This window comes from Bradyrhizobium sp. Cp5.3 (genome assembly GCF_000426265.1).
GTDB lineage: Bacteria > Pseudomonadota > Alphaproteobacteria > Rhizobiales > Xanthobacteraceae > Bradyrhizobium > Bradyrhizobium neotropicale.
The window spans coordinates 76111-98257 of record NZ_AUFA01000013.1; the positions used below are offsets into that span (position 1 = coordinate 76111).

Genomic DNA, 22147 nt, shown 5'->3' on the forward strand with positions numbered 1-22147 from the left:
TGCCAAAATAATAACGCGGGCCAGGGGCCCGCGTCATTGAAAACTCAGTCTTGCAAGTTCGGCAAAATCAGCGCGGTCCGCGCGGACCGGCGCCCGGGCCACCACGGCCGCCACGCTCACCACCGGGACCGGCGCCGAACACCGGCTTCGGCTTCATCGGCAGCAGGCCTTCACGCTGCAGCTTCTTGCGGGCGAGCTTGCGCGCGCGGCGCACGGCTTCGGCCTTTTCGCGGGCCTTCTTCTCGGAGGGCTTTTCGTAGTGACCGCGGAGCTTCATCTCGCGGAAAATGCCCTCGCGCTGCATCTTCTTCTTCAGCGCCTTGAGGGCTTGATCAACATTGTTATCGCGAACGAGAACCTGCACGCGGCATCCTCTTCAGTAGATCGGATTTGAATTCTGGTAAGTCAAAGGGGGAGGCAAAACGCTCGGCCCTTAACCTTGAGCGCGCGGATGTATCAGACAAAAGCTGAGATGTCCACCTGCCAAGCGGCATTTCGGGCCAAGTTCAGCCATTAAATGAGGCGAAAGTGCCTCTGTGCGGCCGCGATTTGGGTGATTTGGCGCCAAAGACGGGGCCGCAGCCGGAGCTTTGCTCCGGAAATCTTGGAAATCAGGGGAGACCCCACATGGATACGAAGAAATACGCCGCCGAAGCTATCGGCACCTTCTGGCTCACATTCGCTGGTTGCGGGAGCGCAGTGATCGCAGCCGGCTTTCCGCAGGTCGGAATCGGCCTGGTCGGCGTCTCCCTGGCATTCGGGCTGAGCGTGGTCACGATGGCCTACGCTATCGGCCATATCTCCGGCTGCCACCTCAACCCGGCCGTCACGGTCGGCCTTGCTGCCGGCGGGCGCTTTCCGGCCGGCCAGATCCTTCCTTACGTGATTGCGCAGGTCGTGGGCGCGATCGTGGCTGCCGCCCTTCTCTATGTGATCGCAAACGGCGCGCCCGGCTTCGACGTCAGCAAGGGCTTCGCCTCCAACGGCTACGGTGCGCATTCGCCCGGCCAATACGGCATGGTGGTGTGCTTCATCACCGAGGTGGTGATGACCATGATGTTCCTGTTCATCATCATGGGGTCCACCCATGGCCGCGCTCCCGCGGGCTTCGCGCCGCTGGCGATCGGGCTTGCGCTGGTGATGATCCATCTCGTCAGTATTCCCGTCACCAACACGTCGGTGAACCCTGCGCGCAGCACGGGCCCCGCGCTGTTCGTCGGCGGCTGGGCGCTGGCGCAGCTCTGGCTGTTCTGGGTTGCGCCCTTGATCGGCGGCGCGCTGGGCGGTGTGATCTATCGCTGGCTCAGCGAGGAGCCCTCTGGCGTCGTCGCAGGCGTGAAGACGGCGTGACCGACGCGCGGGATCGCGGCAATCGCCGCGGTCCCGTCACTTGCCTCGTGCCGGCCGGACCTCGGTGACGTGGCCCATTTTCCGTCCGGGACGCGGCGTGCCCTTGCCGTAGATGTGCACGGTGGCGCCGGGAACGGTCAGCCAGTTGTCGTAGCTGTTGATCTCGTCGCCGATAAGGTTGGTCATGGTGACGACTTCGCCATGGCGCACTGGCTTGCCGAGCGGCCAGCCGGCGATGGCGCGGATGTGCTGCTCGAACTGGGACACCGACGCGCCGTCGAGCGTCCAGTGACCGGAATTGTGCACGCGCGGGGCGATCTCGTTGACCAGCACCTTCGGTCCGGTGCCGTTGGCGAGCACGAACATCTCGACTGCGAGAACGCCGACATAGTCGAGTGCGGTGGCGATCCTGCTCGCGATGCTGCGCGCCTCGTCCGCGAGCGAATCCGGAATCGGCGCCGGCGCGCGGGATATCTTCAAGATGTGATCGCGGTGCTCGTTCTCGGTGACGTCGAAGCATTCGACCTGGCCCGCGGCCGAGCGCGCGGCGATCACGGAGATCTCGCGCTCGAACGGCACGAAGGCTTCCAGGATCGCCTGCTTGGTGCCGAGGCTGGTCCACACCTTGGCGATGTCGTCGCCGTTGCGGATGATGGCCTGGCCCTTGCCATCATAGCCGAAGCGGCGGGTCTTCAGCACCGCCGGCAGCCCGATCCTGACGATGGCCTCGCGCAATGACGCGACCGAGGTGACGTCGGCATAGGCGGCGGTGCCGATCCCGAGCCGCGTCACGAAATCCTTCTCGGCGAGCCGGTCCTGCGTGGTCTCGAGGATCTTGCGGTTCGGCAGCACCGGGCGGCGCGCGTTCAGCACCATCGCGGCCGCGGCCGGCACGTTCTCGAACTCGTAGGTGATGACGTCGACATCGTTGGCGAACAGCTCCAGCGCCTCGACATCGGCATATTCGGCGCACGTCGCGTTCAGCACGACGTCGAAGGCCGGCGAATCCGGATCGGGCGAGAAGATCTGGCAGCGCAGGCCGAGCCGCGCCGCCGACATGGCCAGCATCCGGCCGAGCTGTCCGCCGCCGAGGATGCCGATGGTGTCGCCGGGCTTCAGCTTCACCCGATTGGTGTCAGTCACGCCTTGTCCTCCGGGCGCTCGGCAACCGCGTCGGTCTGCGCCTTGCGCCAGGCGGCAAGGCGGGTCGACAGCGCCGGATCGGACAAGGCCAGTACGGCGGCTGCGAGCAGCGCAGCGTTGATCGCGCCTGCCTTGCCGATCGCCAGGGTGCCGACCGGGATGCCCGCCGGCATCTGGACGATCGAGTAGAGCGAATCGACGCCCTTGAGCGTCTTGGATTCGACGGGGACGCCGAACACCGGCAGTTCGGTCAGTGCCGCCGCCATGCCGGGCAGATGGGCCGCGCCGCCGGCGCCGGCGATGATGACCTTGAAGCCCGCCGCCTTGGCGCCCTTGGCGAAGGCAAACAGCCGATCCGGCGTGCGATGCGCCGAGACGATGCGGCTTTCGCAGGCCACACCGAGCGCTTCCAGCGTGTCGGCGGCATGGCGCATGGTGTCCCAGTCCGACTGGCTTCCCATGATGATGGCGATCGGCGCGGTCATGACGTTAATTGTGCTCGGGAAAACAGAAACATAGGCCAGATTAACGGTTCCGGCCGGCGGCTCGCAAGGCGGTGGCAAGGAGAAGGGAATGCACTATCCTGTCTTGGTGAATCCCCGCAAGCCTTCATTGAGCAGGATGCCCATGAAGAAACCAAAAAGGGCGACCGCTGCGAAGGCCGGGAAGGGCCGAAAGACCAGCGTCAGCCTGACCAGAACCGCGCCCAAGCGGCCGGCCGCGCCGTCGCGGCGCCGCGCGCCGGCCGCCGATGGCGGCAAAGCGACCATCCGCAGCCTGCGGGCCAAGCTCAAGGAGGCCCTGCAGCGGGTGGCGGAACTCGAGGCGGCGGCCGACACCGATTTCCTGCTCGACATTCCCAACCGGCGCGGGTTCGAGCGCGAGCTGCAGCGCGCCATTGCCTACATGAAGCGCTACCGCGCCAGCGGTGCGGTGATCGTGCTCGATGTCGACCGGCTGAAGCCGATCAACGACTCCTTCGGCCATGCCGCCGGTGACGAGGTCCTCAAGGCGATCGCCGGCACGCTGACGCGGCAGGTGCGCGCGTCCGACGTGGTGGGCCGGCTCGGCGGCGACGAGTTTGCGCTGCTGCTGTGGAATCTCAGCGAGACCGACGCCAAGGCGAAGGCTGCGGCCTTCGAGCAGGCGATCGACGAGCTCTCTTTCGTCTTCCATGGCCAGCGCGTGAACGCGGGTGCCTCCACCGGCGTCGCGCTGCTCGGGCCGCATTCCGACGCAGGCCGCGCGCTGGAGGAGGCCGATGCGGCAATGTACGTGCGCAAGGCGAAGCGGCGGCACGAGCCGGCGATCAGGCTACGCGAGTAGCTAGAGCATGATCCGGACCCGAAGGGCCGCGTTAGCGCAAAGTGTGGAGCGGTTTTCCCGCGCGACAAACGCGGAACGCGTTTGCGCGGAGATCATGCTCGAGCAATAGAGTCAGAGCGCGCCGAGGTCTTCCGGCACGTTGCCGAATTTGCGCAGCAGCTTGGCGTCGTCGAACTCACCGGTCATGGGATCGCCGCTGCGGCTGAACGCGACCGCGCCGATGTGCCCGGTACCGCGCGCCAGAATCGCGGCGCGCCGCAGGGCGGCCGCCGAAGTCTGGCATTCCTCCGCGGCGCCTGCGACCGGCGATCCGTCGGCATCGATCAGGAAGGGCATTGCAACGTAGTAGGTCACATCCGACATGGCGTTGCTCCGGGTAGAGCATGATCCGGAAAAACGTGAAGCGGTTTTCCCTCGCAACAAACGCCGAACGCATTCGCGCGGAGATCATGCTCAAACAACAACCTAAAGCGCGATGCCATCGCGCTTTGGCGATCAGGCGGCGCTGCTCTTGCTCCGCATCTGGCCGCGCGAGGTCTCCGGAATGCAGCCGGCCGAAATCGCCGCCTGCAATTCCTCGAGCTCCGCCTCCAGATATTCGTTGGCCATGATCAGCGCCTTGATGGTGCTGCGCAGGTTGCCGTCGCACATCGCGATCGCCTGATCGCAGGCTTGTTCATAATGGCTGTTATCGAAGAGGGCTGCTGACATGGATGGGCGTTTTCCTGGGGGCGGTGGGCTTTCGAATGTTCTCTTTTTGTTCCAAGTGAGTCAAGCGGAATCCCGCGAAGCGCACCAAGTGTTCGGAGACGTGTTCGGAGACAAGTGTTCGCGGACATGGCCGACACTCCCGGCGCGGTAAGTCCGGGCTGCCAGAGGCGTTCGCGATCAGGCGATGATGTCGGGCGTGATCTGGTCTTCGATGAACGCGATCCGGTCGCGCAACAACAGCTTGCGTTTCTTCAGACGCTGCAAACGCAATAGATCGGGGGCGGGCGATTGATGCAGTGCATCGATCGCTGCGTCGAGATCTCGGTGTTCCTGCTGCAACCGGGCGAGCTCGGCTTCGAGTTCGCGCTCGTCTTCATTGGTCATGATCTACGGTGGCCGAAAAACCCGATGAGCTCCAGGACAAGGCTGTGGACGTCCTGTGGAAATTATCGTCCTTGCGTGGCGTGATCGCAAGCGATCTCCGGACGCCGCTCACCGTTCTCCCGCAAGATATTTCGGTGGAGCGCTCCCGCGCCGCGCGAGCACATTGATATCATGAGTCTTTCCCGCGCGGTTCCGTACTCACGCTTCATTACATATGAATTTTCAAAAATGACGCTGCGACGACGGATAATCGTCGACAGAACGAATCGCTGATGTACACTTCGCCGTCCGGATCGAATCCTAAGGTTCAACCCTACCGAGGAGGTTTCGAATGACAATTCAGGCACATCTGGTTGAATTGGAGCGGAAGCACAAACTTCTCGAAAACGAATTGCACGAAGCACTCGTGCACCTTTCAACAGACGACCTGCAAATTGTTGAGTTGAAGCGCCGGAAGCTGATGGTCAAGGACCAGATCGAGCGTTTGAAGCACGGCTCGGACGACACGCTCCACTAGTAACCCCGTACACATCGTAAAGTTGATCGCACCCTTTCACGCAGGGGCGAGAGCTATTGTGCTCGTCCCTGCGGCAAGGGCGCCACGCAATCATCATTGCGCGGGACCTAGAGTCCTGCGAGTTCGGCGACGTGATCCGCAATCGCGAGCGATGACGTCAATCCCGGCGATTCGATGCCGAACAGATTGATCAGTCCCTCGACGCCATGATCGCGCGGGCCCTGCATCAGGAAATCCTGCGTGGCGACAGCCGGCGGCACGATCTTCGGGCGGATGCCTGAATAGCTCGGCATCAACGCGCCATCAGGCAGCGTCGGCCAATATTTGCGAATGGCCGGATAGAAGCGCTCGGCGCGCGCCGGGTCGACTGCATAGTCGATCGTCTCGATCCACTCGACGTCCGGACCGAACCGCGCCTGGCCTGCCATGTCCAGCGTCAAATGCACGCCGAGCCCGCCGGGCTCGGGCACCGGATAGATCAGGTGCGAGAACGGCGCCTTGGCGCTGCAGCTGAAGTAATTGCCTTTGGCGAGATAGGCCGGCGGAATCTGCTCCAGCGGCATGCCGTCGATGTGGCGCGCGACCGTGGTGGCCGCGAGCCCGGCGGCGTTGACGAGCAGGGCGCATTGCAGCGTCATCGGCGCCTCGCCGCCGGCATCGATCTCGATCACGCCGCCCGCGGCCTTGGCCCGGATCAGTGGTGTGTGAAACGCAAAGGCCGCGCCGGCCGCCTCGGCCTCGCCGCGCAGTGAAAGCATGTAGGCGTGGCTGTCGATGATGCCCGTGGAAGGCGAGAGCAGCGCGGCGTCGCAGGCGAGCGCCGGCTCCAGCGCGCGGGCGGCTTCGCCCGGGAGCAACTGCATGTCGAGCACGCCATTGGCTTCGGCATGCGCCTTGATCGATTGCAGCTTCTCGGTCTCCCTCGGCGTCGTCGCAACGATCAGCTTGCCGCAATTCTTGTGCGGAATGCCGCGCTCGGCGCAGTAGCGGTAGAGCGCATGCTTGCCGCTGACGCACATGCGCGCCATCCAGCTGCCGGCGCGGTAGTAGATGCCCGCATGGATCACTTCGCTGTTGCGCGCGGACGTGATGGTGCCGATGGCCTCCGCCTCTTCCAGCACGATCACCTCGCGCCCGGCCTGGGCGAGGCGCCGGGCGATCGCGAGCCCGACGACGCCGGCTCCGACGACGACGCAGTCGACCCTATCCATGGTTTTGCGGCATTTCTGGTGGGGGCGCCGAGAGTTGCGGAGGGGCCTGTTTGCCTGGAAAACGTGCCTCGAGGCCGCCTTCCGTTAAGGGAGCATTTATCATGTCAGGGCAATTGCCGTAGTTCACGTCACATTTTTCTGTCGCGCGTACAGGCGTTTACCCGATCCAAACCCGTGAAGCCAGACAATCCGCAGTTGAAATCGCGGGTGGCTGATGGCTGACAGGAACTGGCATGCGGGCAGCACGATTCTGATTTCTGTGCAGGCCGTCGTGTGTCTGGCCTGCACGGCTGCCCCTGCGCGCGCCGTCGCGCTGTCCGACCAATTCGCATCGTCCGGCCATGTCGGCAGGCTCGATCCCGGCGTGATCTGGGAGGCTCTCATCGCGGGCGTTGCCGTCAGCGCCTTCCTGGCCGCGATCGTTCTGTGGATCCATTCCGCGCTGCGCCGGGCCAAGCGGGCGCAGTTGCGGCGCAATGCCTTCGTCTCCTCCGCCATGAACAATCTCAACCAGGGCGTGGTGATGACGGATGCGCAGCGGCGCATCATCTTCTGCAACGACCGCTATATCGAGATCTACGGCCTGTCGCGGTCGGACCTCTGGGCCGACATGACCGGCTACGACCTCCTCAAGCTGCGGCGCGATCGCGGGGTCCTCGGTGTCTCCGACGACGAGTTCTACGAGAAGGCGGCAAGCCACAACGGCCTGATCACCGAGCTGCCGGACGGGCGCGCCATCCTCGTGAAGTATTACGTGCTGCCGAACGGCGGCTCGGTGGCCACGCATCTCGATGTCAGCGAGCAGCGCAGGCTGTCGCGGCAGCTCGCGTCCACCAAGCAGTTCCTGGAGACGGTGCTGGACAACGTGCCGGCCTGCGTCGCCGCGAAGAACATCGAGGACGGCCGCTACATTTTCGCCAATAGCGCCTATGAGCGGTTCTGGGGCTTCTCGCGGGACTACGTCGTGGGCAAGAACGCGCGGGAACTGTTCGCACCCGCCTCGGCGGCGACCATCGAGGCGACCGACCGGGCCGCGCTGGAGGCAACCGACGGCCAGTTCCGCAATCAGTTCGAGGTCGAGCGCGGCGGGACGCAGCGCATGGTTGCCTCGATTCGCATTGTGGTCCGCAACGAGAGCAACCAGCCGGAATTCCTGCTGCTGGTGTTCGAGGACATCACTGACCGGCGCTCCCTGTCGCAGGAGCTGGAGAGCACCAAGAAATTCCTCGAGCTCGTGGTCGACAACATCCCGGTGGCGCTGATCGTGGAGCAGGTCAAGGATGGCCGCTACCTGCTCGCCAATCGCAGTGCCGAGACGATCCTCAACCGCAGGCGCGAGGAGGCCACCGGCCTGACCGCCTCCGACATCTTCAACGCCAAAGAGGCGAAGCTGATCATCGCGCGCGACGAGGCCGCGATCAAGAAGCGGGGGATGATCACCGAGGAGCACCCGATCTCCACCAAGGATGGCCTGCGGCTGTTCCTCACCCGCCGCGCCACCGTGCTCAACGATTCCGGCGAGCCGCAATATCTGATCAAGACCCACGAAGACGTCACCGACCGCCGCCAGACCGAGTCGCGGATGGCGCATATGGCCTATCACGACGGGCTCACGGACCTGCCGAACCGCGCCGCCTTCCTTCAGGCACTGACCCAGATGATCGAGGCCTGCGAGGGCACCGGCGAGGAGTTCGCCGTGCTCTGCGTCGACCTCGACGGGCTGAAAGAGGTCAACGACGTCTTCGGCCATGCCCTCGGCGACAAGCTCCTGATCGAGGTGGCCCAGCGGCTTCAGGACGCCGCCCGCGGCGGCGTGGTGGCGCGCCTGTCCGGCGACGAGTTCGGCCTGATCATCGACGGCAAGCAGCCGGACGCCGGCCTCGCGCTGGCGCAGCAGCTCGGCCATGCCCTTGCCCAGGAATTCCAGATCGACGGTCGAGCAGTCCGCGCCGGGGTCACCACCGGCATGTCGATCTTCCCGCACAATGGTGCGGATGCCGCTTCGCTGCTCGCCAATGCCGGTGCGGCGCTGTTCCGCGCCAAGCAGAAATCGCGCGGCTCGATCAGCCTCTACCAGCCCGAGATGGACCAGCAGATCCGCGACCGCCGCGTGCTGCACCAGGACCTGTCGAAGGCGATCAAGAACGGCGAGCTGTCGCTCGCGTTCCAGCCGCAGGGGATCGCGGGCCACAGCGTCGCCGAGACCGAAATCATCGGCTTCGAGGCACTGGCGCGATGGCAGCATCCGGTGCGGGGCCAGGTCTCGCCGGCCGAATTCATCCCGATCGCGGAGGAAAGCGGCCTGATCGTCGAGATGGGCGAATGGATTCTGCGCGAGGTCTGCCGCGAGGCGGCGTCATGGCCGAAGCCGCTCCAGGTCGCCGTCAACCTGTCGCCGGCGCAGTTCATGCACGGCGACGTGGTCGGGCTCGTCCATTCCATTCTGCTCGAGACGGGCCTCGCGCCCGGCCGGCTGGAGCTCGAAATCACCGAGGGCGTGCTGATCGAGGATTTTGACCGGGGCCTCGCACTGCTGCGCAGGCTGAAGGCGCTCGGCGTGCGCATCTCCATGGACGATTTCGGCAGCGGCTATTCCTCGCTGAGCTATCTCCAGGCGTTCCCGTTCGACAAGATCAAGATCGACCGCACGTTCGTCATGAATCTCGGCCGCAACCCGCAATCGGCGGCGATCGTCCGCGCCGTGATCGAACTCGGCCACGGCCTCGAAATGTCGATCATCGCCGAAGGTGTCGAGACAATCGAGCAGCTCGCCTTCCTCGCCCGGGAGGGATGCGACGGTGTGCAGGGCTATCTGCTCGGCAGGCCCAAGCCGATCGAGCAGTATGCAGGCCTGATCGGCCGCGCCGAGACAATGGAGCTTGCGCTCAAGACCGGCTAGTGGTGAGCGGACGCTTCCTCGCTCCCTCTCGACGGTTTCATGGCGGATTACGATCTCGCGATCATCGGCGGCGGCCTGAACGGTGTCAGCATCGCGCGCGATGCTGCCGGCCGCGGCCTGCGCGTCATCCTGTTCGAGCAGGGCGATTTGGGCGGGGCCGCGTCATCGGCGAGCCCACGGCTGATCCATGGCGACCTGTCGGTGCTGGAACGGCGCGGCTTCCGGCGCGTGCGCCGGGCGCTGGCGGAGCGCCGGACCTGGCTGTCCATCGCGCCGCATCTGGTCCGCCCGATGCGCTTCGTGATTCCCGCGCATTCCGACGAGCGCCCGCCATGGCTGCTGCGCGCCGGCTTGATCCTCTATGACCGTCTTGCCGATCGCAGCGGCCTGCCGCCATCGACAACCCTCGACATCACCCACCATCCCGTCGGCAACGCGCTCAGGCGTCCGTTCGGCACCGCCTTCGACTATTCGGACTGCGTCGTCGACGATTCCCGGCTGGTGGTGCTCACGGCGCTGGATGCGGCCGAGCGCGGCGCTGCGATCCGCACCGGGGCGCGTTGCGTGCGCGCGGATAGAGGGGATTTCTGGCGGCTCGCGGTGATCGATCGTGGCCATCGCCGAGTGATCACCACCCGTGCGCTCGCCAATGCGAGCGGCGGCTGGACTTCGATGGTCGCGGAGACCGTGCTGCGGCAGCCGGCGCCGCCGATGGCGGCGATGCAGATGAGCCAGATCGTCGTGCCGCGGCTGTTCGAGTCCGACAATGTCTATGTCTTCCAGAACAGCGACGGGCGGCTGATCTTCGCAAGTCCCTTCGAACGCACGTTCACGCTGATCGGCACGGTCACGCATGCCTTCACGGGCGATCCGGCGATCGTGGCGATGCCAGGCGCCGACGTCACCTATCTCTGCGAGGCCGCCAGCCGCTATTTCCGCGAGCGCGTCGTTCCGACCGACGTGGTGCGAACGATCTCCGGCGTCAACCTGACGCTGGCATCCGCACGGGGGCGGGACGGGACGATGCTGTTCCACGCCCGCCGCCGCAAGGCGCCGCTGCTCACGATGTTCGGCGGCGACGTCACCACCTCGCGCCTGCGCGCGGAGCGGGCGGTGACGAAGCTGACACCGTTCTATCCGATGTCGCCGCCCTGGACGGCTGGCGCGGCGCTGCCGGGCGGAGACTTTGCCTGGCATCGCTTCGATACCGAGGTCGACATCGCGCGCGACCGCTGGCGGTTTCTCGAAGAGCCAGAGGCGCAGCGGCTGGTCGCGGCCTATGGCACGCGATTGCCGGCGGTGCTCGGCGAGGCCAAGAGCCGTGGCGAGCTTGGTCCGGCCTTCGGTCCCGAGCTGACGGGTGCAGAGGTGCGCTATCTGATGAGCCACGAATGGGCGCGTTTCCCCGACGATGTCCTCTGGCGCCGCTCCAAGCTCGGCCTGACCATGCCCGCGGCGGATCGCGACGCGCTTGCGGCATTCATGGCGAGTGTGAACGATCCGCCCGAACCGGTTGAGCAAAGGCCGATCCGCCGCTAGCGTGCGGCGGCATCGGGGTTGGCTGGGAACATGTCTGAAGATTTGCCTGGAACGGAAGTCGTGGCGCATGCCGCCGGCGGAGAGGCGCACCCGGCGGCCGGCCAGCCGCTGCTGCGCATCGAGGGCGTTGCCAAGACGTTCGGAACGTACCGGGCTGTCGACGGTGTGTCGCTCGACATCAAGGCCGGCGAGTTCTTTGCGCTGCTTGGTCCCAGCGGCTGCGGCAAGACCACGCTGCTGCGCATGCTTGCCGGCTTCGAGGCGCCGGACGAGGGACGCATCCTGCTCGGGGACAAGGACATCGCGCAGGCTCTGCCGCATGAGCGCCCGATCAACATGATGTTCCAGAGCTACGCGCTGTTTCCGCATCTCTCCGTGCGCGACAACATCGCCTTCGGCCTGAAGCGCGCCGGCATGGCGCGCGCCGACATCGCCACCCGCGTCGCGGAGATGGTGGCGCTGGTGAAGCTCGAGGGGCTGGAGAAGCGCAAGCCCGACCAGCTCTCCGGCGGCCAGCGTCAGCGCGTGGCGCTGGCACGCGCGCTGGCGCGCCGGCCGCAGCTTCTCCTGCTCGACGAGCCGCTCGCCGCGCTCGACAAGAAGCTGCGCGAGAGCACGCAAGCCGAATTGATGGATCTGCAGCGCAGGCTCGGCATGACCTTCATCATCGTCACCCACGACCAGGAGGAGGCGATGACGATGGCCAGCCGGATCGGCGTGATGAATGCCGGCCGGCTCGATCAGGTCGCGACCCCGCGCGAGCTCTACGAGGCGCCGCGCTCGCGCTGGATCGCGGAGTTCGTCGGCGACATCAACCTGTTCGACGGTGAATTCAAGCTGCGCGACGGTCATCGCCTTGTCATTGCCACCGATGGAGCGGGCACGCTGGTGGCGGCCGAGCCGCGCGAGCCGGTCGACGCCACAAAGTTGTCGGTCGCGGTCCGCCCCGAAAAGGTCAAGCTGTCGCGCCGCGCCCCGGTGGGTGAGGGATCGGCGATCAACCAGCTCGACGGCGTGATCGCGGATATCTGCTATCTCGGCGGCTTCACCACCTACAAGGTCAAGCTCGGCACCGGCGGCATGGTGCTGTCCTCGGTGACCAACTCCGCGCGCCTCGACGTCGACGCCTACAGCCTGAACCAGCAGGTCGTCGCGTGGTTCTCGCCCGACGACTGCATGGTGCTGGACCGATGAGCGCGCGCCGCATCTTCGCCCGGCCGGCGCGGTTTGCAGCCATCGCGCCCTATCTGTGGATGGCGCTGTTCTTCCTGGTGCCGTTCGGCTTCGTGCTGAAGATCAGCCTGTCGCAGACGGCGATCGCGCAGCCGCCTTACTTGCCCGTGTTCGAACTCGCGGCGGGCTGGACCGCGCTCAAGGCCGCGTTCGCCGCGCTGTCGATCGACAATTTCAAGCTGCTCGTCTCCGACGAGCTCTATGTGTTCGCCTATGTGCGCAGCCTCACCGTTGCCGCCACCGCGACTGCGCTCCTGCTCCTGATCGGCTACCCCATCGCCTACGGCATGGCGCGGCTGCCGAAACGCTGGCAGGCCGTGGCAATGCTGCTGGTCATCGTGCCGTTCTGGACCTCGTTCCTGATCCGCATCTACGCCTGGATCAACATTTTGCAGCATGATGGCCTGCTCAACCAGATCCTGCTGGCGCTGCATCTGGTCAATCAGCCCGTGGTGTGGCTTTCCACCGACAGCGCAATGTATCTGGGCATCGTCTATTCCTATTTGCCGTTCATGATCCTGCCGCTCTATGCCACGCTCGCCAAGATGGAGCCGGCGCTGGAGGAGGCCGCCGCCGATCTCGGCGCGCCGCCGCTACAGGTGTTCTGGCTCGTCACCTTTCCGCTGTCGCTGCCCGGCGTCGGCGCCGGCGTGCTCTTGTGCTTCATCCCGATCGTCGGCGAGTTCGTGATCCCGGATCTCCTGGCCGGCTCCAATTCGCTGATGATCGGCCAGACGCTGTGGCTCGAATTCTTCACCAACAAGGACTGGCCGGTTGCGTCCGCTGCGGCCATCGTGCTTCTGATCGTGCTGCTGGCACCGTTGCTGTTATACGAGCGACTGCAGCGGCGGCAGTTGGAGAAGCGGTGAGATGCGCAAGTCCTCCCGCCTGTCCCGCTTCAACATCGCCTCGCTCGCGCTGGGGCTGGCCTTCCTTTATTTGCCGATCCTGATCCTCGTCATCTATTCCTTCAACGATTCGCGACTGGTGACGGTGTGGGGCGGCTGGTCGCTGCGCTGGTACCGCGAGTTCTTCAATGATCGCGCCATGATCGAGGCGGCCTGGATGAGCCTGCGGGTCGCGGTCTGTTCTGCGACGATTGCCGCGCTGCTCGGAACGCTTGCTGCGGTAGCGCTGTCGCGTGGCGAGCGCTTTCGCGGCCGCACGCTGTTCTCCGGCATGCTCTATGCGCCGCTGGTGATGCCGGAGGTGATCACCGGGCTGTCGCTCTTGCTGCTGTTCGTGGCGCTGAACGCCGAGCGCGGCTTCTGGACGGTGACGATCGCGCACACCACGCTGACGATGTGCTTCGTCGCGGTGGTGGTGCAGTCCCGCCTTGGTTCGCTCGACCGCTCGCTGGAGGAGGCCGCGATGGATCTCGGCTGCGATCCGGTGCGCGCGTTCGTGGCCGTCACCCTGCCGCTGATCGCGCCCGCGATCGTCGCGGGCTGGATGCTCGCCTTCACATTGTCGCTCGACGATCTCGTGATCGCGAGCTTCACCACCGGCCCCGGCTCGGCAACGCTGCCGATCCGGATCTATTCGGAGGTGCGGCTCGGGGTAAAGCCCGAGATCAACGCGATCTGTACGCTGGTGATCGCGCTGATCGCGGTCGTCATCGTCATCGCCTCGCTCGCCTCGAAACTGTCGAGCTCGCAGGGCGAGAGCGCCGCGCCGCTCTAAGTCGTCATTCCGGGGCGCGCGTAGCGCGAACCCGGAATCCATTGTTCAGCGGGGTACGTGGCGGAATGGATTCCGGGCTCGCGCCAAGGGGCGCGCCCGGAATGACGTTGATTACGACTTCACCGCGCCCGCGGTGAGCCCGCCCACCATGTAGCGGCGGAAGGCGTAGTAGATCGCGGCCGGCGGCAGCGCGTAGATGAAGCCGGTGGTCATCAGCAGCTCCCAGGGCGAGTCGTCGGCGGCGAGGAAGTTGCCGAGCGCGACGGGGAGCGTGATCTCGCGGTCGTTCGACAGCAGCAGGAACGCGTAGAGATATTCGTTCCAGGCGAGCAGCACCGCATAGGTGCCGATCGCCACCAGCGAGGGCATCATCAGCGGCAGATAGACCAGGCGGAAAATCTGGAGCGTGGTGGCGCCGTCCATCACGGCTGCTTCGTCGAGCTCGACCGGCAGCTTGTCGGAGGCCTGCTTCAGCACCCAGATCGCGTAGGGCGAGGCGATCGTCACCATGGCGAGGATCAGCGACCAGTGATTGTTGAGCAAGCCGTAATTGGCCATGGTGCGGTACATCGGCACGGCGAGGAACGCCGCGGGGATGAAGTAGGTGAAGAGCGCCAGATTCATCACGATGCGCCCGCCGGGCACGCGCAGCCGCGAGATCGAGAACGCCGCTGCGGTGGCGATGAACAGTGTCATCACGCCGACGGCTGCGGCGATCAGCGTCGAGTTCCAGAACTGCACGTAGAAGTCGCGCAGGAAGTAGTGCTGCTGATTGAACACGATCGAGAAGTTGTGCAGCGTCGGATGGTCCGGCCACAGCTTGCCCGAGAACGCGTCCTCCTTCGGAGAGATCGCGAACAGGAACATGTGGTAGATCGGGATCATCGTCCAGAGGAAGACGGGAATACCGATCAGCAGCAACCGCGCTTCGGTCGCGACTTCGCGCAAGGTAGGGAGCTTCATCGCGACAACCGTTTCATCATGAAGTACACGAGCGGCAGCACGAACGGCATCGCGCAGACGATGGAGGCCATCGCGAGCGAGAGCTGGTCGAGCCGGAGATAGCGGATGCCGAGCGTTGCCAGCACATGGGTGAGGTCGGCCGGCCCGCCGCCGGTGAGCAGGTAGACGCTGTTGAAGTCCCCCAGCGTCCAGATCATCGAGAGCAGCGTGCAGGTGACGTAGAGCGTCTGCATCGATGGCCAGGTGATGTAGCGGAATTTCTGCCACCAGCTCGCGCCATCAACCTCGGCGGCCTCGAACAGGTCATGCGAGATCGCAAGACGGCCGGTGATCAGGATCAGCGTCCAGAACGGCAGCGACTTCCAGATATGCACGGCGATTGCCATGGTCAGCGCCACGGTCGGATCGTTCAGCCAGTTGGGGCCGTCATCGCCGGTTAAGGTGAATATGAGGTGATTGACCATGCCCCATTCGGGATTGAGCATGAAGCGGACCGACAGGATGGTCGGGATCGACGGCACCGCCCAGGGCAGGATGAAGATCACCGAGAGCCATTTGATCCAGGTGCGCTGCTGGGCGAAGAAGCCGGACAGGAACAGCGCGATCAGCATCTTGATGTTGATGCCGATGACCAGGAAGATCAGCGTGTTGACCGCGGCGCGTGCGAAAATCGGATCGTTGTAGAGCGCGACATAGTTTTCGGGAGCGCGCGCCAGCCACAGCCCGTAACCGACGGGATAGACGACGAAGGCAAGGAAAACGAGCAGGTAGGGCGCGAGCAGCACGATGCCCCAGACCTGCGCCGGCGTTAGCCGCGACGACAAGGGCGGGGAGGGCATGGCCTGATCGCCAGAGAGCGTAATCGCCATTCTTTAGGACTCTTTGAACGGACTGCCGACCGCGTGATGCGGCCGGTGATGGTTTATCGCCTCTCCCCGCGGCGCGGGGAGAGGTGAGGATGATTTAGCCCGCGACTTGCTTGATGCGGACGATCAGTTCGTCGACGGCCTTGTCGACCGGGACCTTCTCGCTCACCACCCGGTTCATCGCCTTGGCCCACACGTTCTCGTTGTTCAGGATTGTGAACTTCCAGTTCTTGGTGAAGTCGAACGGCGCGGTGCCGCCCATGAACTGGTTGTAGACCGCCTTGCGGTGCCGGTCAGCCTGCCAGAACGGGCTGGCCTGGCTTTCCTTCGTCACCGGGAACCAGCGGCCGAGCGCGCCTTCGATGTAGGGGCGGACATTCTCTTCCTGAAGCAGGAAGCTGAGGAACTGCTTGGCCTCGGCCTTGTTCTTGGCCGCGGTGAAGATCAGGCCGGTTTTGACGTCGGAGCGGTACTTGATCGTCGAACCATCCGGCGCCTTCGGGAAGGACGCGGTGATGATGTCCTGCTCGTAGGCCTTCTTGCCGGCTTCGCGCTGCTCGGGCGTGAGCGCCTGGTTCTGGGAGTCCTCGTACCACTTTGCCGCGATCGAGATCGTGAAGTTGTGCGTCATCACGATCGTCTTGTTGTGGAAGGCAACGTTGTTGTCCGGATCCTTCCAGGTCGTGGACGAGGGCGGCGTGCAACCCTTGATGTAGGTGTCGGTGTAGTCCTTCATCGCCTTGATCAGGCCGTCGCGCACCTTGGGATCGTCGACCAGGAGCTTGCCGTCGTCGTCGACCAGCTTGACGTGGTAGGCGTCCATGAAGGTGTAGAACGATTGGAAGGCGTCGGTCGATTCCACGCCCATCGGCTGACCGACTGCATAGATGCGCTGGCCGGTCGCCTTGCGGATCGCCGGCTGCACCTTGTCGCACCAGAACGACCAATAGCCGTTCCAGTCGGTCGGGATGTCGCTCTGCTTGAAGCCGGCCTTCTCCAGCATGTCGTTCCAGATCTGGACGTGCATGCTCTGCTGCTTCAGCGGAAAGCCGTAATAGGCCTTCTTCTTGGCGACGTCGTTGTAGAGGATCGACGCTTCCAGTGTGTTCGGTGCGAACCGATCCTTGATCGGCTCCATGACGTCAGACAGATCCTCGAGCTTGCCTTCGTAGGCCCACTTGCCCTGCGCCTGCACGTCATAGGAGTCGGAATAGGCGATATCCGGCACGGTGCCGGCATCGAGCGCGGCCACCGTCTTCGGAATCATGTCCTGAATCGCATACTGCGACAATTCGACCTTGATGCCGGTCTTCTCTTCAAACTTCTTGATGGCCGCGATCAGCGCGTCGTCTTCGGACCGATAGAAGCCCTTGCCCCACCAGACCGTGATCGTCTTCTGCTGCGCAAATGCGGGTGCAGTGGCCGCAAACAGCCCGACCGCAGCAACCGCGAGTGATAATGCGCCAATAACCTTGGATCTCACGTTTTTCTCCCTCAAACGACCGGCATTTTAACCGGTTGGCTAAAACACTAGCGCATGGCCGTGGGCCGATCTAGCGGCTTCTTGTCCGACCTAGGTCTGGGGTGAGGCCTGTTGAGATGCGTCAGTCGCGCATCGATCCAAACGCCGCATTAATTCGCCCTGATCAATTCGCGACGTGCCCGGCCTCGATCCGAGCGACAACATCAAAATGATTGCGGATCAAATTCGCCTCTGACGCTGCTGAAGTCCGTTACGGCTCAAGCTGGCAATCAAAGATGCCAAAGTGTCGCCTTAGCGGGTCCGAGGTCTGGCATTGAAGCACCTCGATCGGTCGTCCTCCGCGATCGATCGGACACCAGGACCGCGCACCCGATCGGCTCAGGACTAGTTCGACTTCGCGCTCTCTTTGGCATTCTCCGCCGTCGGCGACACGTCCGGCGCGGGGCGCTTGCCGCTGCCGGTGATGCGTTCGATCGCGGAGCGCACGGCATCGCCGGTCTTGCGATCCTTCAGCATGTCGAGCAGGGGCGCCGAGGCCGGCGAGCGGCGGATCAGGCTCTCCGGGTCGGGGAAGATCAGGGGGTCGTCCCAGGGGCCCTGCACCACGAAGGGCAGCTCGAAGCCGGAACTGGTGTTGAGGCTCGCCACGCCCTTCATGTCGTATTCGCGCGTCGGGACCGACGCGGTGCCGGTCAGCGTGATCTTGGCCGAAGGTCCTTCGACGCGGATGTCCTCGGCGGTGGCGATCCCGTCGGCGAACTTCACCGAAATGGTGAGATTGTCGTACGGCGTCGAGCCGTTGCGGAAATTGCCGCCGCCGGACAGCGGCCGCCGCTCCAGCCGTTTCAAGAGCTGCTCGGCGTTGAAGCCCGAAATCGCGCCGTCATGCCCGATCACGCTGGCGGTGCCGTCGAGCGATTGGGCGAGGCCGAACGGGCTCGAGCCGGAGGCGACGAGCGACACGTTGATGTTGCCGCGGCCGGACAGCTTGTTGATGCCGAACAGCTCTGAGGTGCAGGCCTGGAGGTCGACATCGGTGAACTGCAATTGCGCCTTGACGTCGGCGACGGTGTCGGAGCGCGCGATGCCGAACGAGCCCTTGGCAATGCCGCCATAGACCTGCGCCTCGCCGACCGAGAGCGCCAGCGTGCCGTTGCGCAGGTTCGCGCCGATCGCGGTGCGGCCGAGCTTCGACGGCCCGACTGTCAGCCGCGCCGCCGACAGGCGCATGTCGAGGTCGGTGGTCGACAAGCCGTTGAGATCGAACAGCTGCCTGTTCCAGTCGCGCGCGCCGCTTGCCAGCAAACGGAAGGTGGAGATGTAGGGCGTGAAGTCGAGGGCATCGGCGGCCAGTGTCGCCTGCAACGTCTGCCGGCCGTTATTGGCGTAGGTCATCACGCCCTCGGCGACGTTGCCGTCGAGCTCGACATTGACGTTGGTGAGCGCGATCGAGGCGCCCACGACATTGGCCCGCGCCTTCAGCGCGAAGCGGCCGAAGCCGCCGCTGCCGGGCTGCGGCTGGCCGGTCCAACGCAGCGCGTTGCGCAAGGACGGGCTGTCGATCGTGAGGGTGCCCTCCATCATCGGGCTGGTGCGGTTGGCGACGCTGCCGTCGAAGGCGAGCTTGAGCGGCGCGCTGGCGATCCGCGCCTTCAGCCCCGAGCGGTCGCCCGAGAGAGCGGCAACGAAATCGGCGAAGCTGATCGAGCCGTCGACGCGCTCGCCGCGCCAGTCGAACTGCCCGGTCGCGGCAAAGGACCGCGAGATCGAGGGCCAGGCCAGCGACAGGTCGATGTCCTCGAGTTTCTCGGTGGCGTGGGTGGCGACATCCTCGTAATTGAGCACGCCGTCCTGGATCCTGATCTCGGAGAACGAGACCTGGTTGTCGGCGCCGGGCTTCATCGTGCGCGCGATGGTCTGGATGAAGGGCGTCCAGTTGCTCTCGCCGTCCGGCTTGAGGCTGACATGGATATGCGGCCGCAGCAGCATCAGGTCGGCGATCTCGAACCGTTGCAGCAGTAGCGGCAGCAGCCGCAGATTCGCGGTGAGTACGTCGACATGCAGCGCCGGATCGCTGGTGCCGCCGCCCTTGAGGCCGACATCGTGGAAGGAGATGTAGCTGGCCGGCAGAAGCGAGATGTCGATCGCGCCTGCGACATTGAGCTCGAGCCCGGTGACGTCGCGGATCTGCGCCTCGACCGCCTGGCGCAGCGCGTCGCGGTTGATGAGCCATGAGGTCGCGATCAGGGCGATCAGCACCACGCCGAGCAGCGCCGCGATCGGCGTCCCGAGGCGCTTCATTCCTTGGGCCATGGTCAATGGCGTGTCCTGATCGGGTTGGTCGTTGGAGCCAGTAGGGCGGGCCGGAAAACCTGCGCGCCCATACCCAACCCCCGCAACTTGATGGGTTTTCTTGTCGCTTTCAAGGCCGCGGGCCGGTTATGCCCACGGCGTGGGCAGCTTCTATCATCGGTCGGCGGGGCGGAGAACCCCGTATCATTGACGGCCTCGGACCATTTCGCCTAATAATCGCCGCGAATGAAGGGCGCGCGACGCCTCCAAGCCGAAGGTTTCCTGCATGAACAAGGTTTATCCCGACGCCAAGTCGGCTCTCGACGGCATTCTGAAGGACGGCATGATGGTCATGTCCGGCGGCTTCGGCCTCTGCGGCATCGCCGAGGAGCTGTCGGACGCGATCCGCGACTCCGGCGTCAAGGGCCTCACGGTGGTCTCCAACAATGCCGGCGTCGACGGCATCGGCCTTAGCCGCCTGCTGGAAACCCGGCAGATCAAGAAGATGATCTCGTCCTATGTCGGCGAGAACAAGCTGTTCGCCCAGCAATTCCTCGCGGGCGAGCTGGAACTCGAATTCAACCCTCAGGGCACGCTCGCCGAGCGCATTCGTGCCGGCGGCGCGGGCATCCCGGCCTTCTACACCAAGACCGGCGTCGGCACGCTGATCGCCGAAGGCAAGGAAGTGAAGGAGTTCGACGGCGAGAAGTATCTGATGGAGCGCGGCCTGTTCGCCGACCTCGCCATCGTGCACGCCTGGAAGGGCGACACCGCCGGCAACCTCATCTACCGCAAGACCGCGCGCAACTTTAACCCGATGATGGCGACTGCCGCGAAGATCACGGTGGCCGAGGTCGAGCATCTGGTTCCGGCCGGCGAACTCAATCCCGACCACATCCACACGCCAGGCATTTTCGTGAAGCGCATCGTCGAGGTCGGCACGGCCAAGAAGCGCATCGAATTCCGCAACACCCGCCCGCGCCCGGCAGCTTAAGAGATCAGGAGAGCGACATGGCCTGGACCCGTGAACAGATGGCCGCGCGCGCCGCGAAGGAATTGCGCGACGGCTACTACGTCAATCTCGGCATCGGCATTCCGACGCTGGTCTCGAACTACATCCCGGACGGCATGGATGTCAGCCTGCAGAGCGAGAACGGCATGCTCGGCATGGGACCGTTCCCCTATGAGGGCGAGGAAGATGCCGACCTCATCAACGCCGGCAAGCAGACCGTGAGCGAGCTGCCGTCGACCGCCTATTTCTCCAGCGCGGATTCCTTCGGCATGATCCGCGGCGGGCACATGGATCTGTCCATCCTCGGCGCCATGCAGGTCGCCCAGAACGGCGACCTCGCCAACTGGATGATCCCCGGCAAGATGGTCAAGGGCATGGGCGGCGCGATGGACCTCGTCGCCGGCGTCAAGCGCGTCGTCGTGGTGATGGAGCATTCGGCCAAGGACGGTCCGAAGCTCCTGAAGACGTGCAACCTGCCGCTGACCGGCGAGCGCGTAGTCGACATGGTCGTCACCGATCTTGCCGTCTTCACCATCGACAAGCACGGCGACGGCGGCATGGCCCTGATCGAACTCGCCGACGGCGTCTCGCTCGACGAGGTCAAGGCCAAGACCGAGGCCGAATTCCGCGTCGCGCTGAAGAACACGTAAGGTTTCGCGAATGGGCGCGCGCATGACGATACGGTCTGCGCGTCCCGACGATGCCGATTTCATCGCGAGAACCATCTTGTCAGCGCAGCGCGGCTACCGGCCGCGCGGCTGGTTCGATGTCGCGCTCGGCTGGCCCGAGGTGCAGTGCCTGGATTTCATAGCGCGAATCGCGGTCGCACGCGCGGTGTCGATGTGGCACGTCTCGCAATTCATCATCGCCGAAGTCGACGGCAAGCCGGCTGCCGCACTCTGCGCGCTGCTTGCAGCCGGCACGGGACCTGCGGCCTGGCGCGCAGTCGAGGAGGTCGCAGGAACGACCGGGCTCGCCGCGTCGGAGCTGGAAGCGATCCGGCAGCGCGGCGCTTATGTTCGGGGCTGCTGGGTGCAAGGCGGCGAGGGTGACTGGATGATCGAGCATGTCGCGACCGATCCCGCTCATCGCGGCCGCGGCCTGGTGCAGGCGCTGATCGCGCGTGCATTGGACACCGGCAAGGCGGCCGGCTTTGCGCGGGCAACCATTTCGTTCTTGATCGGCAATGACGCCGCCGAGCGCTGCTACAGCAAAGCGGGATTTGTCTTTGCGGAAGAGAAGCGTGATCCCGCCTTCGAGGCCTTGATCGGCGCACCCGGCTTTCGAATGTTCGCGCGGGCGATTTGATTGATCTCGCGGAGCTGTAGGGTGGGCAAAGGCGCGAAGCGCCGTGCCCACCATTTCTCTGCGATTGCGGCGGTAGTGGTGGGCACGCATCGCTTTGCCCACCCTACGGCGCCCATGCGGGCGGCACGTCCGCATCCATATCGTCATTGCGAGCGCAGCGAAGCAATCCAGAGTCTTGCCGCGGAGACGGTCTGGATTGCTTCGCTGCGCTCGCAATGACGGCGTGT

The 22147-nt window shown here is 64.8% G+C and carries 22 protein-coding genes; 11 read left to right on the forward strand and 11 right to left on the reverse strand.

The genetic code is table 11. The annotated features are described in order from the left end of the window. Positions 1-67 precede the first annotated feature (67 nt). A complete protein-coding gene (gene rpsU / locus K289_RS0120495) occupies positions 68-364 on the reverse strand; it encodes a 30S ribosomal protein S21 (RefSeq protein WP_027545547.1) in 297 nt (98 codons plus the stop codon). Positions 365-627: 263 nt separating this feature from the next. Between rpsU and aqpZ the strand changes: the two genes are divergently transcribed. Beyond that, the gene (gene aqpZ, locus K289_RS0120500; RefSeq protein WP_027553246.1) at positions 628-1350 is read left to right on the forward strand and encodes an aquaporin Z; all 723 of its coding nucleotides are present in this window, start codon (positions 628-630) and stop codon (positions 1348-1350) included. Between the two features lie 36 nt (positions 1351-1386). Here aqpZ and K289_RS0120505 read toward each other — a convergent pair whose 3' ends face one another. After that, positions 1387-2493 (reverse strand): 5-(carboxyamino)imidazole ribonucleotide synthase, encoded by a 1107-nt coding sequence (locus K289_RS0120505; protein WP_027553247.1) that lies wholly within the window; start codon positions 2491-2493, stop codon positions 1387-1389. Next, complete coding sequence (purE, locus tag K289_RS0120510; protein ID WP_027553248.1) at positions 2490-2978, reverse strand: 5-(carboxyamino)imidazole ribonucleotide mutase; 489 nt, start codon at positions 2976-2978, stop codon at positions 2490-2492. The genes K289_RS0120505 and purE overlap by 4 nt, the downstream gene beginning before the upstream one ends. Positions 2979-3120: 142 nt before the next feature. On the opposite strand from purE, the gene K289_RS0120515 reads away from it, so the two are divergent. After that, positions 3121-3819, forward strand: coding sequence for a GGDEF domain-containing protein (locus K289_RS0120515; RefSeq protein WP_084788661.1), 699 nt, complete (start codon positions 3121-3123; stop codon positions 3817-3819). 111 nt (positions 3820-3930) lie between these two features. Here K289_RS0120515 and K289_RS0120520 read toward each other — a convergent pair whose 3' ends face one another. From K289_RS0120520 to K289_RS0120530, 3 genes are all read right to left on the reverse strand, one after another. Next, complete coding sequence (locus tag K289_RS0120520; RefSeq protein ID WP_027553250.1) at positions 3931-4182, reverse strand: hypothetical protein; 252 nt, start codon at positions 4180-4182, stop codon at positions 3931-3933. A gap of 132 nt (positions 4183-4314) precedes the next feature. Further along, positions 4315-4530, reverse strand: a complete 216-nt coding sequence (locus K289_RS0120525) for a hypothetical protein (RefSeq protein WP_027553251.1) — start codon at positions 4528-4530, stop codon at positions 4315-4317. Between the two features lie 177 nt (positions 4531-4707). After that, positions 4708-4914, reverse strand: coding sequence for a YdcH family protein (locus tag K289_RS0120530; RefSeq protein ID WP_027553252.1), 207 nt, complete (start codon positions 4912-4914; stop codon positions 4708-4710). Between the two features lie 331 nt (positions 4915-5245). Between K289_RS0120530 and K289_RS0120535 the strand changes: the two genes are divergently transcribed. After that, positions 5246-5431 carry a YdcH family protein gene (locus K289_RS0120535; RefSeq protein ID WP_027553253.1) on the forward strand — a complete coding sequence of 62 codons (186 nt, stop codon included), beginning with the start codon at positions 5246-5248 and terminating at the stop codon, positions 5429-5431. Between the two features lie 107 nt (positions 5432-5538). Here the strand turns inward: K289_RS0120535 and K289_RS0120540 are convergent, their stop codons facing one another. Next, entirely contained in the window at positions 5539-6642 is a 1104-nt protein-coding gene (locus K289_RS0120540; RefSeq protein ID WP_027553254.1) for an NAD(P)/FAD-dependent oxidoreductase, read from the reverse strand. Between the two features lie 214 nt (positions 6643-6856). Here K289_RS0120540 and K289_RS0120545 point away from each other — a divergent pair, with 214 nt between their 5' ends. Genes K289_RS0120545 through K289_RS0120565 form a run of 5 tightly spaced genes read left to right on the forward strand, consistent with a single transcriptional unit; the run spans position 6857 to position 13996 of the window. After that, positions 6857-9541, forward strand: a complete 2685-nt coding sequence (locus tag K289_RS0120545) for an EAL domain-containing protein (RefSeq protein ID WP_027553255.1) — start codon at positions 6857-6859, stop codon at positions 9539-9541. Positions 9542-9580: 39 nt separating this feature from the next. Further along, positions 9581-11080 carry a glycerol-3-phosphate dehydrogenase gene (locus K289_RS44770; protein ID WP_035685316.1) on the forward strand — a complete coding sequence of 500 codons (1500 nt, stop codon included), beginning with the start codon at positions 9581-9583 and terminating at the stop codon, positions 11078-11080. 30 nt (positions 11081-11110) lie between these two features. Further along, entirely contained in the window at positions 11111-12274 is a 1164-nt protein-coding gene (locus tag K289_RS0120555; RefSeq protein ID WP_027553256.1) for an ABC transporter ATP-binding protein, read from the forward strand. After that, on the forward strand, positions 12271-13182 hold the full coding sequence (locus tag K289_RS0120560) for an ABC transporter permease (protein WP_027553257.1): 912 nt from the start codon (positions 12271-12273) through the stop codon (positions 13180-13182). Before K289_RS0120555 ends, K289_RS0120560 begins: the two co-directional genes overlap by 4 nt. A gap of 1 nt (position 13183) precedes the next feature. Further along, entirely contained in the window at positions 13184-13996 is an 813-nt protein-coding gene (locus K289_RS0120565) for an ABC transporter permease (protein WP_027553258.1), read from the forward strand. 111 nt (positions 13997-14107) lie between these two features. On the opposite strand, the gene K289_RS0120570 is transcribed toward K289_RS0120565, so the two are convergent. From K289_RS0120570 to K289_RS0120585, 4 genes are all read right to left on the reverse strand, one after another. Further along, positions 14108-14959 (reverse strand): carbohydrate ABC transporter permease, encoded by an 852-nt coding sequence (locus K289_RS0120570; RefSeq protein ID WP_027553259.1) that lies wholly within the window; start codon positions 14957-14959, stop codon positions 14108-14110. Then, positions 14956-15828 carry a carbohydrate ABC transporter permease gene (locus K289_RS0120575; RefSeq protein ID WP_027553260.1) on the reverse strand — a complete coding sequence of 291 codons (873 nt, stop codon included), beginning with the start codon at positions 15826-15828 and terminating at the stop codon, positions 14956-14958. Before K289_RS0120575 ends, K289_RS0120570 begins: the two co-directional genes overlap by 4 nt. 94 nt (positions 15829-15922) lie before the next feature. Further along, on the reverse strand, positions 15923-17308 hold the full coding sequence (locus K289_RS0120580) for an ABC transporter substrate-binding protein (protein ID WP_027553261.1): 1386 nt from the start codon (positions 17306-17308) through the stop codon (positions 15923-15925). A gap of 384 nt (positions 17309-17692) precedes the next feature. Beyond that, positions 17693-19621, reverse strand: a complete 1929-nt coding sequence (locus K289_RS0120585) for an AsmA family protein (protein ID WP_027553262.1) — start codon at positions 19619-19621, stop codon at positions 17693-17695. A 265-nt stretch (positions 19622-19886) separates the two neighbouring features. Between K289_RS0120585 and K289_RS0120590 the strand changes: the two genes are divergently transcribed. The 3 genes from K289_RS0120590 to K289_RS0120600 are packed head-to-tail and all read left to right on the forward strand — an operon-like array spanning position 19887 to position 21920. Beyond that, entirely contained in the window at positions 19887-20594 is a 708-nt protein-coding gene (locus K289_RS0120590; RefSeq protein WP_027553263.1) for a CoA transferase subunit A, read from the forward strand. A gap of 17 nt (positions 20595-20611) precedes the next feature. Then, positions 20612-21262 carry a 3-oxoacid CoA-transferase subunit B gene (locus tag K289_RS0120595; RefSeq protein ID WP_027553264.1) on the forward strand — a complete coding sequence of 217 codons (651 nt, stop codon included), beginning with the start codon at positions 20612-20614 and terminating at the stop codon, positions 21260-21262. A 22-nt stretch (positions 21263-21284) separates the two neighbouring features. Beyond that, positions 21285-21920, forward strand: coding sequence for a GNAT family N-acetyltransferase (locus K289_RS0120600; protein WP_027553265.1), 636 nt, complete (start codon positions 21285-21287; stop codon positions 21918-21920). Positions 21921-22147 lie beyond the last annotated feature (227 nt).

What these genes read in the sequence shown, in the direction of transcription:
- K289_RS44770 (WP_035685316.1), top strand. Translation starts at nt 9,581, where the DNA reads ATGGCGGATTACGATCTCGCGATCATCGGCGGCGGCCTGAACGGTGTC.
- K289_RS0120570 (WP_027553259.1), bottom strand. Translation starts at nt 14,959, where the DNA reads ATGAAGCTCCCTACCTTGCGCGAAGTCGCGACCGAAGCGCGGTTGCTG.
- K289_RS0120565 (WP_027553258.1), top strand. Translation starts at nt 13,184, where the DNA reads ATGCGCAAGTCCTCCCGCCTGTCCCGCTTCAACATCGCCTCGCTCGCG.
- K289_RS0120590 (WP_027553263.1), top strand. Translation starts at nt 19,887, where the DNA reads ATGAACAAGGTTTATCCCGACGCCAAGTCGGCTCTCGACGGCATTCTG.
- purE (WP_027553248.1), bottom strand. Translation starts at nt 2,978, where the DNA reads ATGACCGCGCCGATCGCCATCATCATGGGAAGCCAGTCGGACTGGGAC.
- K289_RS0120600 (WP_027553265.1), top strand. Translation starts at nt 21,285, where the DNA reads ATGACGATACGGTCTGCGCGTCCCGACGATGCCGATTTCATCGCGAGA.
- K289_RS0120585 (WP_027553262.1), bottom strand. Translation starts at nt 19,621, where the DNA reads ATGGCCCAAGGAATGAAGCGCCTCGGGACGCCGATCGCGGCGCTGCTC.
- K289_RS0120540 (WP_027553254.1), bottom strand. Translation starts at nt 6,642, where the DNA reads ATGGATAGGGTCGACTGCGTCGTCGTCGGAGCCGGCGTCGTCGGGCTC.
- K289_RS0120530 (WP_027553252.1), bottom strand. Translation starts at nt 4,914, where the DNA reads ATGACCAATGAAGACGAGCGCGAACTCGAAGCCGAGCTCGCCCGGTTG.
- K289_RS0120560 (WP_027553257.1), top strand. Translation starts at nt 12,271, where the DNA reads ATGAGCGCGCGCCGCATCTTCGCCCGGCCGGCGCGGTTTGCAGCCATC.
- K289_RS0120520 (WP_027553250.1), bottom strand. Translation starts at nt 4,182, where the DNA reads ATGTCGGATGTGACCTACTACGTTGCAATGCCCTTCCTGATCGATGCC.
- K289_RS0120515 (WP_084788661.1), top strand. Translation starts at nt 3,121, where the DNA reads ATGAAGAAACCAAAAAGGGCGACCGCTGCGAAGGCCGGGAAGGGCCGA.
- K289_RS0120525 (WP_027553251.1), bottom strand. Translation starts at nt 4,530, where the DNA reads ATGTCAGCAGCCCTCTTCGATAACAGCCATTATGAACAAGCCTGCGAT.
- K289_RS0120535 (WP_027553253.1), top strand. Translation starts at nt 5,246, where the DNA reads ATGACAATTCAGGCACATCTGGTTGAATTGGAGCGGAAGCACAAACTT.
- K289_RS0120545 (WP_027553255.1), top strand. Translation starts at nt 6,857, where the DNA reads ATGGCTGACAGGAACTGGCATGCGGGCAGCACGATTCTGATTTCTGTG.
- K289_RS0120575 (WP_027553260.1), bottom strand. Translation starts at nt 15,828, where the DNA reads ATGGCGATTACGCTCTCTGGCGATCAGGCCATGCCCTCCCCGCCCTTG.
- K289_RS0120555 (WP_027553256.1), top strand. Translation starts at nt 11,111, where the DNA reads ATGTCTGAAGATTTGCCTGGAACGGAAGTCGTGGCGCATGCCGCCGGC.
- K289_RS0120595 (WP_027553264.1), top strand. Translation starts at nt 20,612, where the DNA reads ATGGCCTGGACCCGTGAACAGATGGCCGCGCGCGCCGCGAAGGAATTG.
- aqpZ (WP_027553246.1), top strand. Translation starts at nt 628, where the DNA reads ATGGATACGAAGAAATACGCCGCCGAAGCTATCGGCACCTTCTGGCTC.